The sequence below is a fragment of the Kitasatospora albolonga genome (assembly GCA_002082585.1).
In the GTDB taxonomy this organism is placed as follows: domain Bacteria; phylum Actinomycetota; class Actinomycetes; order Streptomycetales; family Streptomycetaceae; genus Streptomyces; species Streptomyces stephensoniae.
On sequence record CP020563.1, the window covers coordinates 2,017,823 to 2,034,606 of the forward strand.

12 protein-coding genes are annotated in these 16,784 nt (G+C 71.2%); 9 read left to right on the forward strand and 3 right to left on the reverse strand.

Features of this window, described 5'->3' with window-relative positions; translation table 11 throughout:
* Positions 1-46 precede the first annotated feature (46 nt).
* Entirely contained in the window at positions 47-457 is a 411-nt protein-coding gene (locus B7C62_08775) for a hypothetical protein (protein ID ARF72358.1), read from the forward strand.
* A gap of 66 nt (positions 458-523) precedes the next feature.
* Here the strand turns inward: B7C62_08775 and B7C62_08780 are convergent, their stop codons facing one another.
* Together B7C62_08780 and B7C62_08785 are read right to left on the reverse strand one after the other, a co-directional pair.
* Positions 524-1,792, reverse strand: coding sequence for an aminotransferase (locus tag B7C62_08780; GenBank protein ARF77055.1), 1,269 nt, complete (start codon positions 1,790-1,792; stop codon positions 524-526).
* A 183-nt stretch (positions 1,793-1,975) separates the two neighbouring features.
* Positions 1,976-2,644 (reverse strand): pirin family protein, encoded by a 669-nt coding sequence (locus tag B7C62_08785; GenBank protein ARF72359.1) that lies wholly within the window; start codon positions 2,642-2,644, stop codon positions 1,976-1,978.
* Between the two features lie 259 nt (positions 2,645-2,903).
* Here B7C62_08785 and B7C62_08790 point away from each other — a divergent pair, with 259 nt between their 5' ends.
* From B7C62_08790 to B7C62_08820, 7 genes are all read left to right on the forward strand, one after another.
* On the forward strand, positions 2,904-9,137 hold the full coding sequence (locus B7C62_08790) for a sugar-binding protein (protein ID ARF77056.1): 6,234 nt from the start codon (positions 2,904-2,906) through the stop codon (positions 9,135-9,137).
* Positions 9,125-9,673 carry a hypothetical protein gene (locus B7C62_08795; GenBank protein ARF72360.1) on the forward strand — a complete coding sequence of 183 codons (549 nt, stop codon included), beginning with the start codon at positions 9,125-9,127 and terminating at the stop codon, positions 9,671-9,673. Before B7C62_08790 ends, B7C62_08795 begins: the two co-directional genes overlap by 13 nt.
* 210 nt (positions 9,674-9,883) lie before the next feature.
* Entirely contained in the window at positions 9,884-11,083 is a 1,200-nt protein-coding gene (locus B7C62_08800; protein ID ARF72361.1) for a PucR family transcriptional regulator, read from the forward strand.
* A gap of 89 nt (positions 11,084-11,172) precedes the next feature.
* Positions 11,173-12,090, forward strand: coding sequence for an ACP S-malonyltransferase (locus B7C62_08805; protein ID ARF72362.1), 918 nt, complete (start codon positions 11,173-11,175; stop codon positions 12,088-12,090).
* 13 nt (positions 12,091-12,103) lie between these two features.
* A complete protein-coding gene (locus B7C62_08810; protein ID ARF72363.1) occupies positions 12,104-13,135 on the forward strand; it encodes a 3-oxoacyl-ACP synthase in 1,032 nt (343 codons plus the stop codon).
* Positions 13,136-13,200: 65 nt separating this feature from the next.
* Positions 13,201-13,449 (forward strand): acyl carrier protein, encoded by a 249-nt coding sequence (locus B7C62_08815; GenBank protein ARF72364.1) that lies wholly within the window; start codon positions 13,201-13,203, stop codon positions 13,447-13,449.
* Positions 13,450-13,525: 76 nt separating this feature from the next.
* Positions 13,526-14,788, forward strand: coding sequence for a beta-ketoacyl-[acyl-carrier-protein] synthase II (locus B7C62_08820; protein ID ARF72365.1), 1,263 nt, complete (start codon positions 13,526-13,528; stop codon positions 14,786-14,788).
* Positions 14,789-14,867: 79 nt separating this feature from the next.
* On the opposite strand, the gene B7C62_08825 is transcribed toward B7C62_08820, so the two are convergent.
* Complete coding sequence (locus B7C62_08825; protein ID ARF72366.1) at positions 14,868-15,362, reverse strand: hypothetical protein; 495 nt, start codon at positions 15,360-15,362, stop codon at positions 14,868-14,870.
* 403 nt (positions 15,363-15,765) lie between these two features.
* Between B7C62_08825 and B7C62_08830 the strand changes: the two genes are divergently transcribed.
* On the forward strand, positions 15,766-16,713 hold the full coding sequence (locus B7C62_08830) for a hypothetical protein (protein ARF72367.1): 948 nt from the start codon (positions 15,766-15,768) through the stop codon (positions 16,711-16,713).
* Positions 16,714-16,784 lie beyond the last annotated feature (71 nt).

Below are 16,784 nucleotides of genomic sequence, written 5' to 3' on the forward strand. Positions count from 1 at the left end.
TGCCCACCTCAGTGGGGCGCGTACGGGCTTGATAGGTTCCTGCGCCATGCGATCACTGGCGTACGACCTCGAATTCCGGGAGCAGTCCACCCGCATACGCGACTGGGGAGCCGGTCTCCTGCTCCTGGCGGCCCTGCTGTGGGGCTGGTGCGGGTTTCTGCTCCTGACGGACTACTCTGCCGAAACCTCCGGCGGCCGCACGGTCGCGTGCTCATCGCGGTTGTTCACGGAAGGCAGCACGGCCAACGAAGGCCGGGCACGTGGCGATTACTGCGCGGCCGAACGCGACTGGCCCGAGGTGCTGGCCGTGCTGTGGCTCTCCGTACCGGTGTCGATCGTGGGAACGGCGCTGTTCACGACCGGTCTGGTGAGCAAGCGGATGAGCGCCCACGCCCAGGCGGTACGTGAGCTGGACCGGCTGGCGGAGAGGCCGGCGCGGGGCCCCGACCCCTCCTGAACCGGCCCCTCCTGGTCCGGCCCTTCCTGATCCGGCCCGCGCTCGCCGACGCCCCGCCCGCTTCGGCTACTTCGCCGCCAGCAGCTTCTCGTAGCCGACGAGCCGTACGCAGGCCGTGACGCCCGCGATGGCCTTCTCCAGCTCGTCGGGGGCGGGGAAGCTGGGCGCGATCCGGATCACCGCATCGTCCGGGTCCTGGCCGTGCGGGTGGGTGGCGCCCGCGGGCGTGAGGACGATCCCGGCCTCGGCGGCGCGGCGCACCACCTCGCGGGCGCAGCCGTCGAGCACCTTGAGCGTGATGAAGTACCCGCCCTTGGGGTCGGTCCAGGTGGCGAGACCCGTACCGCCCAGCTCGGCTTCGAGGATGCGCAGGACGGCGTCGAACTTGGGGCGGAGCTCGGCGCGGTGGAGATCCATGTGGGCGTACACGCCTGCCTCGTCCTTGAGGAAGAGCGCGTGGCGCAGCTGGTTGATCTTGTCCGGGCCGATGGTGCGCTTGGCCATGTTGCCCAGCAGCCAGGTGACGTTGGCCGGTGAGGCGCCGAAGAAGCCGACGCCGCTTCCGGCGAAAGTGATCTTGGAGGTGGAGCCGAAGACGAAGGCGCGGTCCGGGTTGCCGTGGTCGGCGCAGGCGGCGAGCAGGTCGGCGATCTCCACGCGCTCGTCGGTCAGGTGGTGGACCGCGTAGGCGTTGTCCCAGAAGATCCGGAAGTCCGGGGCGGCGGTGGGCATGGCGGCGAGCCGGGTGACGGTCTCGTCGCTGTAGCTGATCCCGTCCGGGTTGCTGTACTTCGGGACGCACCAGACGCCCTTGACGGAGGCGTCCTCGGCGACGAGCCGCTCGACGGTCTCCATGTCCGGGCCCTCGTCGGTCATCGGGACCGGGATCATCTCGATGCCGAGGCGTTCGCACACACCGAAGTGGCGGTCGTATCCGGGAACGGGACAGAGGAAGGCGATGCGCTCCTCGTCCACCCACCGGGAGGTGGCCCCCGGCAGGACGCTGAGCAGCGCGTGGACCAGGCTGTCGTGCATCAGCTCCAGGCTGGAGTTGCCCGCCGCCACGAGCTGCTCGACGGGCACCTGGAGGGGGCCGCTGAATATCTCCCGCAGCTCCCGCAGGCCGTGGAGACCGCCGTAGTTGCGGGTGTCCAGGCCCTCGGCGGCCTTGTACGTGTCGCCGGGCAGGGCGAGCAGCGGGGCGGAGAGGTCGAGCTGGTTCGCGGCGGGCTTCCCGCGCGTGAGGTCGAGGGAGAGGCGCCGCGTGACCAGCTCGGCGTAGTCCTGCTGCGCGCGGTCGCGGTGGGCGGTCAGGGCATCGGTGCTGGACTCGATGGGATTGATGAGGATCTCCTTCGAACACGCGGCGTCCGGAATGTGGCGCCGCCAGCAGAAATGTGGCGTCGCCAGCACCCTACAAAGGCGTGCGCGGGAGGTTCTTCCCGGTGCCGGGGTCGGTGCTCGGGGCGGTGCCGGGGCCGGTGCCGGGGGCGGTGCCGGGTCGGCGTGCTGCGGCCGTCAATCCGCCAGCTCCCACACCACCAGCTCCGCACCCTCCCCCTCCCCCACCGCGGCGACCGCCTCCAGGCCCTCCGCCCCGGTGATCCGGGCCGCGTCGCCGGGGCCCAGCTCCTCCCCGGCCACCTCGACCCGTCCCCGTACGACATGCACGTACAGGCGCGCCGCGTCCGGCAGAGCTGTGCGCCCGCCCCCGGCCAGGCGCCGCACGTGGAGCACCGCACCGGCCTCCGGCAGGGCGTACGGGGTCGTGTCCGCGAAACCGGGGACGACCCGGTACGAGGGGTCGCCGCCGGACTCCTGAGGGGCCAGCCACATCTGGAGGAAAGTCAACGGGGCGTCCCCGTCGTTGCGTTCGACGTGGCGGACTCCGGCGGCGGCGCTGAGGTGGGCCAGGTCTCCGGCCCGTACGACGGTGGAGTGGCCGGCCGAGTCGCGGTGGGTCAGCTCCCCCTCGACCACCCAGGTGACGATCTCCGTATGGCTGTGCGGATGCTCGTCGAAGCCTGCGCCGGGGGCGAGCCGCTCCTCATTGCAGGCCAGGACCGGGCCGAAGCGGAGGTTGTCGGGGTCGTAGAAGGGGCCGAAGGAGAGGGCGTGCCGGGTCTCGATACCGGCGTCGGGCTCGCCGCCCCGGTAGCGGTCCTCGGAGCGGTGTACGGAGATCACGGGGCCACGGTAGCCGGTTGCGGGGCGGGGGCGACGGGACGGCCGGACCGGGCGGCACACCCGCGACCCAACTCCGCCCGGAACCAACCGTGTTCGAGCCGACACACGATCGATTGACATGTGATGCACATCACATGAGCAAATTTCCAGTTGCTATCCCTCCTGCACGACCTTGCCCGCTCTGCACCATTTCGATCTTCGCTATCTTCACACCGTCGCCATATGTGTGGCGAAACTGAGCACAAGAGACCGAGGAATGATGACGGCTCATATACCTGCGCCACACGAGCGCAGGCGGCTCAGGTCCGGGGGAAGTTCTCGCACTGTCGTGGGGATACTTTCGCTGGCCCTGGCCGCCGGACTGATTCAGGGCGTCGCGGTCGCGGCGCCTGTGCCCGAGACAGTCGGCGAGAAGCCCGCGGCACCGCCCCGCGCGGTCACCGAAGCCGCCGACCTCCCGTCCGCCCAGGTGGCGGCGCGGTTGTCCGGCAAGCGGGTCGAGGCCCTGTCGGAGCGTACGGAGTCCTCGACGACCTGGGCGAACCCGGACGGGTCGGTGACGCTGGACGCCGCGTCCGGGCCGGTGCGCTTCCGGGACGGGGAGACGGACAAGTGGCGGGACATCGACATCGACCTGGTGAAGAAGCCGGGCGGTGAAGTGGCGGCCGAAGCACACCCGTTGGGGCTGAAGCTGGCGGGGCGGACGCCCGCGGCCAAGGCGGCGAAGGTGCGGGCATCGGGCCCGGCCGGGGAGACACAGACCCTCCCGGTCCCCTTGGTCACGCTGGAAGCGGGCGACGACCGGGCGATGACCCTGTCGTGGCGGGGTGCCCTGCCCGAGCCCACGGTGTCGGGCACGAAGGCCCGGTACGCGAACGCCCTGCCGTCGACGGACCTGATCATCGAGTCGACCCGTACGGGGTTCGAGCAGTTCCTTGAGCTGAAGGACCGCTCCGCCGTCGACGCGAACGGGTCCACAACGCTGACCCTCGACGCCAAGGGCATCAAGGCCCGCGCCAACGCGGACCGTTCGGTGACCTTCCTCGACGCGGAGTCCGGCAAGCAGGTGGGCGTGCTGCCCGCGCCGGTGATGTGGGACGCGACGGTCGACCCCGGCTCCGGGGAGCACACCCGCCGGGCCGATGTCGGGCTGAAGGTGGTCCAGCGCGGTGACGCCGTCGACCTCACCTTCACCCCGGACGCCGAGTTCCTTGCCGATCCGGCAACGAAGTTCCCCGTGACGGTCGACCCGGCCGTCAACATCGGCGTCGGCTTCGACACGTTCGTCCAGCAGGGGTACGCCACCGATGTGTCGGCCCAGACGGAACTGAAGCTGGGCAACAACGGGTCGGGTCAGGTGGCCCGTTCGTTCCTGGCCTTCCCGATGGCGAAGATCAAGAACAAGCAGATCCTGGGCGCGAAGCTCAATCTGTGGAACTTCCACTCCTGGTCCTGCTCGGCACGGAGCTGGGAGGTGTGGACCACCAACTCGGCCTCCACCGCCACCCGGTGGACCGCGCAGCCGAGCTGGAACAAGAAGTGGGCCACCTCCACCGCCACGAAGGGTTTCTCGTCCTCGTGCGCGGACGGCTGGGTCAACCAGGACGTCACCGCGATGGCGGCGCACTGGGCGTCCAACGGGAACAACACCAACACCCTGGGCATCCGGGCGACGAACGAGAGCGACTCGTACGGCTGGAAGCGGTTCAACTCCGGCAACGCGGCCTCCAACACCCCGTACCTGTCGGTGACGTACAACACCAAGCCCGGTGCGGCGACCCCCGTCTCCCCGCTGTCGGGCACGGCGACCAGCAACACCCGGCCCACCATCACGGGCAAGGCCACCGACGCCGACGGCAACACCGTCCAGCTGACGTACGAGATCTGGACCTCCACCGGCACGTCGGCGCTCCAGACCGGCAAGTCGGCCTTCGTGGCGTCCGGGGCGAACGCCCCGTGGACCCCGCCGACCGCGCTGCCCCAGGGCGCGTACAAGTGGCGGGCCTCGGTCCACGACGGGCAGGCGGCGAACGGGTCCTGGTCGGCCTGGCAGAACTTCACCGTCGACACCACCGCCCCGGCGAGGACCACCGTCTCCTCCACCGACTTCCCGGCCAGCACCTGGTCGGGTGAGCCGGACGCGAACGGCGGTTTCTCCGGCTCCTTCACCTTCACCCCGCCGACGAGCGACGTGAAGACGATCGAATACAAGCTGGACAACGGCGCGTGGACCTCCGCCGCCACGACCGGCGCCGCCGTCACCCGCACACTGAACTTCCCGGCGGGCAAGCACACGGTGGCCACCCGCACCCGGGACGCGGCGGGCAACCTCTCCGCCGAGAACGCGTACGTGTTCTACGCCGGTTCCGGCGCCGCGCTGGTCTCCCCCGGACAGGGCGACCGCCCGGCGCGCCGGGTGAGCCTGGCGGCCGAGGGGCAGGCGTCCTACACCGGGGTGACCTACCAGTACCGCCGGGGTGAGACGGACACCTGGAAGAACGTCCCGCTCGCCGATGTGCGCCGGGCCTCGGGCGGTGCGGCCGTACCGTCCTGGCCGGTCGCGACGGTGAGCGGCCGTCCCGCCGAGCTGACCTGGAACATCACGGACACGCTGGCCGAGGACGGCCCGATCGACGTCCGCGCCGCGTTCACCGACGGCTCCACCTCCGCGTACTCGCCGGTCGCCACGGTCACCGTGGACCGCAACGCGGGCACGGCCCCCTCGCAGGACGCCGGGCCGGGCTCGGTCAACCTGCTGACCGGTGACTACTCCCTGTCGGCGACCGACGCGTCGCTGTTCAGCCTGTCCGTCACGCGTACGGCGTCCTCGCGCCGCCCCGGGGCGGGGGCCGAACAGGAGGGCCAGGCACCGATCTTCGGTCCGCAGTGGACCTCCGGGACCACGGCCGAGATCACCGAGTCCGACTGGTCCTATCTGAAGAAGACCTCCGCCACCTCCGTGGCCCTGGTCGACGTGGACGGTGAGGGGACCGGCTTCACCGCGACCAGCGGCGGCGGCTGGAAGCCGGAGCCGGGGTCCGAGGACCTGACCCTGACCGGTTCGCTGACCGGCTCGTTCACCCTCAAGGACACCGAAGGCACCCTGACCGTCTTCACCAAGCCGGACGCGGCGGCCACCGCCTGGCAGGTGGCCACCACGAGCGAGGAGGGCATGGCGCAGTCGACGACCACGGTGATCTCCGAGACCGTGACCGTCGGCGGGAAGAAGCTCGCCCGCCCGAAGCGGATCATCGCGCCGACCTCGGCCGTCTCCGCGGCCACCTGCGCGGCCTCGCTGACCGCGAAGGGCTGCCGGGCGCTGGAGTTCGTCTACGCCACCGCCACCACGGCCACCGGCACGGACCTCGGCGACTTCGCCGGGCAGGTCAGCTCGATCCGGGGCTGGTCCACCGAACCCGGCGCGGCGGTCGCCGAGTACAAGACCCTCCAGGTCTTCCGCTACGACACCTCCGGCCGCCTGCGCGAGGCGTGGAACCCCCGCATCACCCCCTCCCTCAAGACCCAGTACACCTACGACAGCGCGGGCCGCATCACCTCCCTGACCCCGCCGGGCGAGCTGCCCTGGTCGTTCACCTACGGCAAGGCGGGCAACGCCGCCACCGCCGGTGACGGCATGCTGCTGAAGGCCAACCGCAGCGGCCTCCAGCAGGGTTCCAAGGACATCGTGTCCGGGACCGCGTCGACGAGCATCGTCTACGACGTACCGCTGACCGGCGCCAAGTCCCCGTACCAGCTGGGCGCTTCGGACGTGGCGGCGTGGGGCCAGAGCGACGCCCCGACCGACGCGACCGCCGTCCTCCCGGCCGACGCGGTCCCCTCCGCGCACTCCGGCGACCAGCTGGGCGTGAGCGACTACCGCCGTGCCTCGATCACCTACACCAACGCCTCCGGGCGCCAGGTGAACGCGGCCGAGCCGGGCGGGAACATCACCACGACCGAGTACGACCGCTTCGGCAACACCGTGCGTGAGCTGACGGCGGGCAACCGGGCGCTCGCGCTCGGCGCCACGGCCGCCGACCGGGACACCCTGACCGACCTGGACATCATCGGCCTGTCCACCCAGGACCGCGCCGACCTGCTCGCCACGGTCTCCGTGTACGACGCCAAGGGGATGCGGGAACAGCAGGAGCTGGGCCCGCTGCGCCGGATCGCGGTGAACGGGAGCGGCGGTTCGGCCGTGGCCCGCGCCTGGACGGTCAACGAGTACGACGCCGGGCGTCCCACCGACGGCACGGCGACCGTGGAACACCAGGTCACCAAGGCGACCACCGGCGCCCAGATCCTCGGCACCACCACGATGACCGAGGGCCGCACCACCCAGACCGTGTACGACTGGGTCAAGGGCCTGCCGGTCAGGACCGTCAAGGACCCGGGCGGCCTGGCCATCACGGACACCACCGAGTACGACGCCCAGGGCCGCGTCACCAAGCAGTTGCTGCCCGGGGCCACCGGCACCGACGCCGGAACCCGGGTCACCACCTACTGGTCCGCCACCGGCACCGGCGCCTGCCAGGGCCGCCCCGAATGGGCCGACCAGGTCTGCACGACCGGACCGGCCGGGGCCGTCACCGGCGGCGGCTCCCATCCGTCGCAGCTCCCCGTCACCACCACCGAGTACGACTGGTGGGGCAGCCCGGCCAAGGTCACCGAGACCGCCAACGGGGTCACCCGCACCACGGTGACCACGTACGACAACGCGGGCCGCTCGGTCCGGAGCGCCACGACCGGCGGGCTCGGCCAGGCGGTCCCGGAGTCCACGACCGCGTACGACCCGGCCACCGGCCAGACGGTGCAGACCGTCTCGCCGACCGGTGGGACGATCACGAAGGAGCTCGACAAGCTCGGCCGCCAGATCTCCTACACCGACGCCGACGGCGGGGTGACCCGGACCGAGTACGACCTGCTGAACCGGCCGGTCAAGACCACCGACTCGGTGCCGTCCACGGTGACGCACACCTATGACACGGCCGTGGAACCCCGCGGTCTGGTCACCCGGACGACGGACTCGGTCGCCGGCACCTTCGAGGCGCGCTACGACGCCGACGGGTCCGTCGCCACCGAGAAGCTGCCCGGCGGCTACACCCTCACCATCGAGGAGGACACCGCGGGAGCGGCCGTCTCCCGCGTCTACACCCGCGACAGCGACGGCCTGGTCGTCACCGCCGACACGGTCGACCGTTCGGTCCACGGCCAGGTCACGGCACACTCCGGCTGGTCCTCCCAGGAGTACGCCTACGACGCCACGGGCCGTCTGACCACCGTCGCCGACACCGACGGCGAGGTCTGCACCCGCCGTGCCTACGCGTTCGACAAGCGCACCAACCGCACCTCCCTGACCACCGCGGAAGGCGCCGAGGGCGCCGACTGCCCGACCACCGGAGGGACCTCCACCACCTACACCTACGACAGCGCCGACCGGCTGCTCGGCACCGGATACGTCTACGACGCCTTCGGCCGCACCACCGCTCTGCCCGGGGTCCAGATCGGCTACTACGCCAACGACCTGGTCCACCAGGAGACCGCGGGCGACCGGCGCCAGACCTGGCAGCTCGACGCGGACCTGCGCCTGCGCTCGTGGACCGTCGACGAGCGGACCGACGGCACCTGGAACCGTACGGCCGCCAAGGTCAACCACTACGGCGGCGAGGGGGACAACCCCCGCTGGATCACCGAGAACGCCACCGAGGGCACCGTCAGCCGCAACGTGACCTCGGCGGGCGGCGATCTCGCCGCCACCACGGGCGGGACGGGCGACACCGTCCTCCAGCTGACCAACATCCACGGCGACGTCGCCCTCCAGCTCCCGCTGGACCCGGCCGACGCCCCGCTGGTCCTGGACAACGACGAGTACGGCAACCCGCGCGCCGACCAGCCCGCCGTCCGCTACAACTGGCTCGGCGGCAAGCAGCGTTCCACCGAGACCCTCACCGGCCTCACGCTCATGGGCGTCCGCCTCTACAACCCGGTCACCGGACGCTTCCTCTCCATCGACCCGGTGTACGGCGGCGGTGACAACCGCTACGGCTACCCGGGCGACCCCGTCAACCAGTTCGACCTGGACGGCAAGGCGTGGTGGACGAAGCGCGCCAAGAGGAAGGCCAGCTGGTGGGGCGGCCGGATCTACCGCGCGTACAACCGCTACCAGGCCCGCGGGGCCGGCGTCGTCACCGCCGGATTCAGCCGGAACCTGGGATACCGGTGCACCTACCGGCACGGAATGCGGCACTGCTCCGGCGGGATGCTGCTCCACAACCGCAAGGGGACGACCGTGGGAACGACCTTCCTCTCCAGGGGCTCCAGACACGCGTCCCCGGAGTTCATGAGGCACGAGAAGCGCCACCGCAGCCAGTGGAAGCGCTACGGGCTGAGATTCGGCTACATGTACTTCCGAGCGGGCGTCGACCCGTGCCACAACAAGTGGGAGCGGCGCGCCGGATACCAGGACGGGGGCTATAAGCAGTGCATCCGCTAGAAGCACGGAGGAGACGCGAACGCACGGTCCTCATCTCCGTGTTCGCGTCCCTCGGTGTGGTGGTGCTGGCCGCTGTCGGGTTCTTCGTGTACCTGATCCACATCATGTCCGATCCGATCAGCCCCGCTCTCCTGGGAATGCGGATCGACGGCGACAGAGTCACGGTCAAGGCCGGTCAGTGCCCGGAGGAACGGGTGCGACGGGTCGAGGTCTGGGACTCGGACACGGAGCGCCTTCTGTGGCGCGGCGGCAAGCCGGTCACCGACGAGGGCAAGCGTGGTCTGCTCACCCTCTGGGACGGGGAGGCGTACCGGACGTCCAGCCCGGCGGCCCAACCGTCCGAGCTGCCCGAGGCGCTCGACGTCCTCGTCGAATCCGATCCCTACGGCGGGCCGGACGGAGTGTTCAGCATCACCGAGGTACGGGCCGCCGACCTGGGTCCCGGGTCGTACTGGACCCGTGACGGCGTCAGGACGGCCGCGGAGCTCGACGCCGTCCAGGACTGCGGAGGTACGGACGAGTCACCGGAGCCGTAACACCGGGCCCTGGTGACGGAAACACGGTTCGGCGCGGCACCTGCATCGGCAGGTGCCGCGCCGAACGCGTTCCACCGTCGGGAGCCGTGCCGTCAGGTCCTGCCGGTCGGGCCCCGCCCCTTCGGGCAGGAGTGCGGGCAGCCCCGATATCGGATGCCCGGGTCCACCCGCCCCACCGATCCCCCGGCCCGATAAGGCAGTCTTGTCCTCGTGCCCCGACCCGATCCTGAGCAGCCCCCCGCCCACGACGCCCACCTGCATGCCGCGACCCTGAAACGGCTGGAGCAGTCCTCCGGCCGACTGGCCGCGAACGCGATTGCCCGTATGGACGAATCGCTGCCGTGGTACCGGGCGATGCCCCCGGAGAACCGGTCCTGGATCGGCCTGGTCGCCCAGGCCGGTATCGCGGCGTTCACCGAGTGGTTCCGGCATCCGGAGACCCCGCAGGCGATCTCGACCGATGTGTTCGGCACCGCCCCGCGCGAGCTGACCCGGGCGATCACCCTGCGGCAGACCGTCGAGATGGTGCGGACGACGATCGAGGTCATGGAGGCCGCGATCGAGGAGGTGGCGGCGCCGGGCGACGAGTCGGTGCTGCGGGAGGCCCTGCTCGTCTACGCGCGGGAGATCGCCTTCGCCACCGCCCAGGTCTACGCCCAGGCCGCCGAGGCCCGGGGCGCCTGGGACGCGCGGCTGGAGTCGCTCGTGGTGAACGCGGTGCTCTCCGGCGAGGCCGACGAGGGGGCTGTGTCCCGGGCCGCCGCGCTCGGCTGGAACTCGCCCGAGCACGTCTGCGTCATCCTCGGCACCGCGCCCGACGGGGACAGCGAGCTGACCGTGGAGGCGATCCGGCGGGCCGCCCGGCACGCCAAGCTCCAGGTCCTCACCGGGGTGCTCGGCAACCGGCTCGTCGTCATCGCGGGCGGCAGCGACAACCCGCTCCAGGTGGCGAAGGGCCTGATCGGGCCGTACGCGGCCGGGCCGGTGGTCGCCGGACCCGTGGTGCCGGACCTGCTGGCCGCCACCCGGTCCGCGCAGGCGGCGGCGGCCGGGCTGAAGGCGTGCCTGGCGTGGCAGGACGCGCCGCGCCCGGTCCTGGCGGACGATCTCCTGCCGGAGCGGGCGATGGCCGGGGACCCTGCCGCGCGGGACCAGTTGGTGGAGGAGATCTACAGACCGCTGGAGGAAGCCGGTTCGGCGCTCCTGGAGACGCTGAGTGTCTATCTGGAGCAGGCGAGCAGTCTGGAGGGAGCGGCACGGATGCTTTTCGTGCATCCCAACACCGTGCGCTACCGGCTGCGACGTGTGACCGACGTCACCGGGTGGTCACCCTCCGATGTCCGATCGGCGTTCACCCTGCGGATCGCCCTGATTCTGGGGCGCTTGGCCGCGGCGGATCAGCAGTCCTAGACTTTTGTTGAACTTCAACAATTCCCCTGACGGTTCTTCGTCCCTGTCCCCACGGGCGTACCGAGCCGTCCACAAGAGAGAGTGTGAGGGTGCTCGTACTCGTCGCTCCCGGCCAAGGCGCTCAGACGCCCGGCTTCCTGACTCCCTGGCTCGACCTCCCCGGTGCCTCCGACCGCATCGCGGCCTGGTCCGACGCCATCGGGCTCGACCTTGCCCACTACGGCACGCAGGCCGACGCGGACGAGATCCGCGACACGGCCGTGGCCCAGCCGCTCCTGGTCGCCGCCGGACTGCTCTCGGCCGCCGCCCTGGACGCCGTCTCCCCCGATGTCGTCGCGGGTCACAGCGTCGGTGAGATCACCGCCGCCGCGATCGCGGGCGTCATCGACGACGAGGCGGCGCTCCGCTTCGTCCGTACCCGGGGGCTCGGCATGGCCGAGGCCGCCGCGGTCACCGAGACCGGGATGGCGGCCCTGCTCGGCGGCGACCCCGCCGTGACGGTCCCGCACCTGGAGAAGCTCGGCCTGACCCCCGCCAACGTCAACGGGGCCGGCCAGATCGTCGCCGCCGGTACCGCGGCCCAGCTCGCCGCCCTGGAGGCCGACAAGCCCGAGGGCGTACGCCGGGTCGTCGCGCTGAAGGTGGCGGGCGCGTTCCACACGCACCACATGGCCCCGGCCGTGGAGAAGCTCCGCGCGGCCGTCGGGGACCTCACGGTCACCGACCCGACCCTGCGGTACGTGTCCAACGCCGACGGCCACACCGTCGCCACCGGTACCGAGGTCATCGCCCGGCTGGTCGGCCAGGTCGCCAACCCGGTCCGCTGGGACCTGTGCATGGAGACGTTCCAGGAGCTCGGCGTCACCGCGCTGGTGGAGCTGAGCCCCGGCGGCACCCTGACCGGACTCGCCAAGCGCGCGCTGCCCGGTGTGAAGACTCTCGCGCTCAAGACCCCCGACGACCTCGATGCCGCCCGCGCGCTCATCTCCGAGCACGCGGGCGCCTAAGGAGCCCGAGAGCATGTCGAAGATCAAGCCCAGCAAGGGCGCCCCGTACGCGCGCATCCTGGGAGTCGGCGGCTACCGCCCGACCCGGGTCGTGCCGAACGAGGTGATCCTCGAAACGATCGACTCCTCCGACGAGTGGATTCGCTCCCGCTCCGGCATCGTCAGCCGCCACTGGGCCTCCGAGGAGGAGACCGTGGCCGCGATGTCGATCGAGGCGTCCGGCAAGGCCGTCGCCGACGCGGGCATCACGCCCGAGCAGATCGGCGCGGTCGTCGTCTCGACCGTCTCGCACTTCAAGCAGACCCCGGCCGTCGCCACGGAGATCGCGCACCGGATCGGCGCGGGCAAGCCCGCCGCCTTCGACATCTCGGCCGGCTGCGCGGGGTTCGGCTACGGCCTGACCCTCGCCAAGGGCATGGTCGTCGAGGGCTCGGCGGAGTACGTGCTCGTGATCGGCGTGGAGCGGCTCAGCGACCTGACCGACCTGGAGGACCGCGCGACGGCCTTCCTGTTCGGTGACGGCGCGGGCGCGGTCGTCGTCGGCCCCTCCCAGGAACCGGCCATCGGCCCGACCGTGTGGGGCTCCGAGGGCGACAAGTCCGAGACGATCAAGCAGACGGTCGGGTGGAACGAGTTCCGCCTCGGCGATGTCTCGCAGCTGCCGCTCGACTCGAAGGGCGAGGTCAAGTTCCCGGCCATCACGCAGGAGGGCCAGGCGGTCTTCCGCTGGGCCGTCTACGAGATGGCGAAGGTCGCCCAGCAGGCGCTGGACGCGGCCGGGATCGCCCCGGAGGACCTGGACGTCTTCATCCCGCACCAGGCCAACATGCGGATCATCGACTCGATGGTGAAGACCCTGAAGCTGCCGGAGCACGTCACGGTCGCCCGTGACATCGAGACCACCGGCAACACGTCCGCCGCCTCGATTCCGCTCGCGATGGAGCGGCTCCTGGCGACCGGTCAGGCGAAGAGCGGCGACACCGCGCTCGTCATCGGCTTCGGGGCGGGTCTCGTCTACGCCGCGACGGTCGTTACCCTCCCCTAGGCAACACCGGACCTTTCGGGTCCGTACGCACAACCCCTGAAGAAACCCACCGAAGGAGCGCCAAGATGGCCGCCACGCAGGAAGAGATCGTTTCCGGTCTCGCCGAGATCGTCAACGAGATCGCCGGTATCCCGGTCGAGGACGTCCAGCTGGACAAGTCCTTCACCGACGACCTGGACGTCGACTCGCTGTCCATGGTCGAGGTCGTCGTCGCCGCCGAGGAGCGCTTCGACGTCAAGATCCCCGACGAGGACGTCAAGAACCTCAAGACGGTCGGCGACGCCGCCGACTACATCCTGAAGCACCAGGGCTGATCCCAGCCCGGCTGTGTCGCCACCCGGCGGTGGCGCCGCTGATTCACGACCCTCTACACGTGGAGAAGATTTTCCAGTGAACTCGACCAATCGCACCGTGGTCGTCACCGGTATCGGCGCAACCACTCCGCTGGGTGGCGACTCCGCATCGACCTGGGAAGGTCTGATGGCCGGCCGGTCCGGCGTCAAGCCTCTCGAAGGCGAGCGCTTCGCCGAACTGCCCGTCCGGATCGCCGCCCTCGCGGCTGTCGACCCGGGCGACGTCCTGCCCCGCCCGCTCGCCCGCAAGCTGGACCGCTCGGCGCAGTTCGCGCTGATCGCGGCCCGCGAAGCCTGGGCGGACGCGGGCTTCACCGCCAAGGCCGGTGAGGACGAGCAGATCGCCCCCGAGCGCCTCGGCTCGGTCATCGCCTCCGGCATCGGCGGCGTGATCACCCTGCTCGACCAGTACGACGTGCTGAAGGAGAAGGGCGTACGCCGCGTCTCCCCGCACACCGTTCCCATGCTCATGCCCAACGGCCCGGCGGCCAACGTCGGTCTTGAGGTCAACGCCCAGGCCGGTGTCCACACGCCGGTCTCCGCCTGCGCGTCCGGCGCGGAGGCGATCGGGTACGCCGTCGAGATGATCCGCACCGGCCGGGCCGATGTGGTCGTGGCGGGCGGCACCGAGGCGGCGATCCACCCGCTGCCGATCGCGGCCTTCGCCAACATGATGGCGATGTCCAAGAACAACGACGAGCCGGAGAGGGCCTCGCGCCCGTACGACACCGGCCGGGACGGCTTCGTCCTCGGTGAGGGCGCGGGCGTCGTCATCCTGGAGTCGGCCGAGCACGCCGCCAGGCGCGGTGCCAAGGTCTACTGCGAGGTGCTGGGCCAGGGTCTGTCGGCCGACGCCCACCACATCGCGCAGCCCGAGCCGACCGGGCGCGGTATCGCCGCCGCCATGCAGAACCTGCTGGACTCCAGCGACCTCAAGCCGTCCGAGGTGGTTCACCTCAACGCGCACGCCACGTCGACGCCGCAGGGTGACATCGCGGAGATCAAGGCGCTGCGGAAGGTGCTGGGCGACGACCTGGACCATGTCGCGATCTCGGCGACGAAGTCGATGACGGGGCACCTGCTGGGCGGTGCGGGCGGCATCGAGACGGTGGCCACCGTGCTCGCGCTGCACCACCGGATCGCCCCGCCGACCATCAACGTCGACGACCTGGACGAGGCGATCGACGCGGACGTCGTACGCGGGGAGCCCCGGGTGCTGCCCGAGGGTCCGATCGCGGCGATCAACAACTCGTTCGGGTTCGGCGGGCACAACGTGGTGCTGGCCTTCCGGTCGGTGTAACCCCTGCTCTTACGGGTGAAGCCCGCTTCCCGGTTGCCGGGGAGCGGGCTTCGTCGTTCAGGGGGTCCGCCCTGGGGGGCTACACCACCTGGTGCAGCCAGCGGACGGGCGCGCCCTCGCCCGCGTGGCGGAAGGACTCCAGCTCGTCGTCCCACGGCTTGCCGAGCAGGGAGGCGATCTCCGCCTCCAGGTCGCTCTCGCCGCGCGTCGAGCGGGCCAGCGCGGCGCGCAGGCGGTCCTCGGGGATCAGGATGTCACCGTGCATGCCGGTGACGGCGTGGAAGATGCCCAGGCCGGGGGTGGAGCTGTAGCGCTCGCCCTCGGCGGTGGGGCACGGCTCGGCGGTCACCTCGAAGCGCAGCAGATCCCAGCCGCGCAGGGCGGAGGCGAGCTGCGATGCGGTACCGGCCCGTCCCTTCCAGGAGAATTCGGACCGCCAGGTGCCGGGCGCGGCCGGCTGTCTGATCCAGTCCAGCTGGACCCGCACACCGAGGACGCCCGCCACTGCCCATTCGACATGTGGGCACAGCGCGCGCGGTGCGGAGTGAACGTACAGGACTCCACGTGTCGTCACCGGAACCTCCCGTGTGGGACGAGGTACGCCTTCCCCAGCGGCCTCGCGTCCGTACCGTCTCTTTCCGGACCGACTTCTTCCGGACCGTCTCTTTCCGGCCAGGGCCCGAGGTTGTCATCAGTAAACAGCATCGGGAGTTAATCTCCTGAAAAGGGACAGTGTGTGACGTGACGTAATGTACCGGAGCCACCCGTCGTGGCGAGGGTCGCGGCGGCACCACTGGTTCGACGGGGAAAAGCTACCGTGCGCGGGGGCCGTCCGTGTGACGTACCGTCGGTCCGGGCCCCCTGATTCGCCGGCTTTCACCCGGCAGGGCGCGCACGCCCACGACCTGGGGATCGTGGGCTTGCCGGGGGCATGACCAGAGGCATAAACCAGGGGTTGACCGGAGGGGATCGGCGAGATGGCGGAGCGTGCGACACGCCCTCGGATGCGTACGGCCACGGCGGCGCTGACGGCGCTCTCGTTCGTGGGCGTGGCCGCGCTGGCGGGATGCGGCAGCGGGAGTTCGGGTGACGGCGTGTCACGGAACGCGTCCGCCTCCTCCGCCCCGCCCTCCGCGTCCCCGTCCCCCTCCCGCTCCCCCGCCTCCGCCTCCGGCTGGGACCCGCGCCCGGGGTCGGTCGCGGCCGTCGGGGACTCCATCACCCGGGGCTTCGACGCCTGCTCGGTGCTGGCGGACTGCCCCGAGGTGTCCTGGGCGACCGGGAGCGACGCCGGGGTGCGGAGCCTCGCCGTCCGGCTGCTCGGCGCGTCGAAGGCGGCGGAGCGGAGCTGGAACCACGCGGTGTCGGGGGCCCGGATGGTGCAGCTGCCGGAGCAGATGGCGCTGGCGGCGAAGGAGCGGCCGGATCTGGTCACGGTGATGATGGGCGCGAACGACGCCTGCCGGGGCTCGGTGCGGCTGATGACGCCCGTGGCGGACTTCCGGGCGTCGTTCGAGGCGTCGATGCGGCAGCTGCGGGCCGGGGCGCCGAAGGCTCAGGTGTACGTGGCCAGCGTGCCGGACCTGAAGCGGCTCTGGTCGGAGGGGCGGCAGGACGAGAGCATCCGGAAGGTCTGGAGCCTCGGCATCTGCCCCTCCATGCTGGCCGACGCGGACGACCTGGGCCCGGCCGCCGTGGCGCGGCGGGACGCGGTGCGGGACCGGGTGGTGGCGTACAACGAGGTGCTGCGGGACGTCTGCGCGAAGGACCGGTACTGCCGGTACGACGGCGGGGCGGTCTTCGGCTTCCGCTTCACCGGGGCGCAGCTCAGCCCGTGGGACTGGTTCCACCCGAGCCGTGACGGCCAGGCCCGGCTGGCGGAGATCGCGTACCGTACCGTCACGGCCGCCGAACCACCGGCGTAACGCCTTCGTGGTGCCCCGGCGCCGCACGGCGGGCGACGGGTGGCGCGAACTCTGTTCCGCCGTTCACCATG

Excerpts from the sequence above, each read along its gene's own strand:
- B7C62_08790 (ARF77056.1), top strand. The coding sequence starts at position 2,904 with ATGACGGCTCATATACCTGCGCCACACGAGCGCAGGCGGCTCAGGTCC.
- B7C62_08815 (ARF72364.1), top strand. The coding sequence starts at position 13,201 with ATGGCCGCCACGCAGGAAGAGATCGTTTCCGGTCTCGCCGAGATCGTC.
- B7C62_08775 (ARF72358.1), top strand. The coding sequence starts at position 47 with ATGCGATCACTGGCGTACGACCTCGAATTCCGGGAGCAGTCCACCCGC.
- B7C62_08810 (ARF72363.1), top strand. The coding sequence starts at position 12,104 with ATGTCGAAGATCAAGCCCAGCAAGGGCGCCCCGTACGCGCGCATCCTG.
- B7C62_08830 (ARF72367.1), top strand. The coding sequence starts at position 15,766 with ATGGCGGAGCGTGCGACACGCCCTCGGATGCGTACGGCCACGGCGGCG.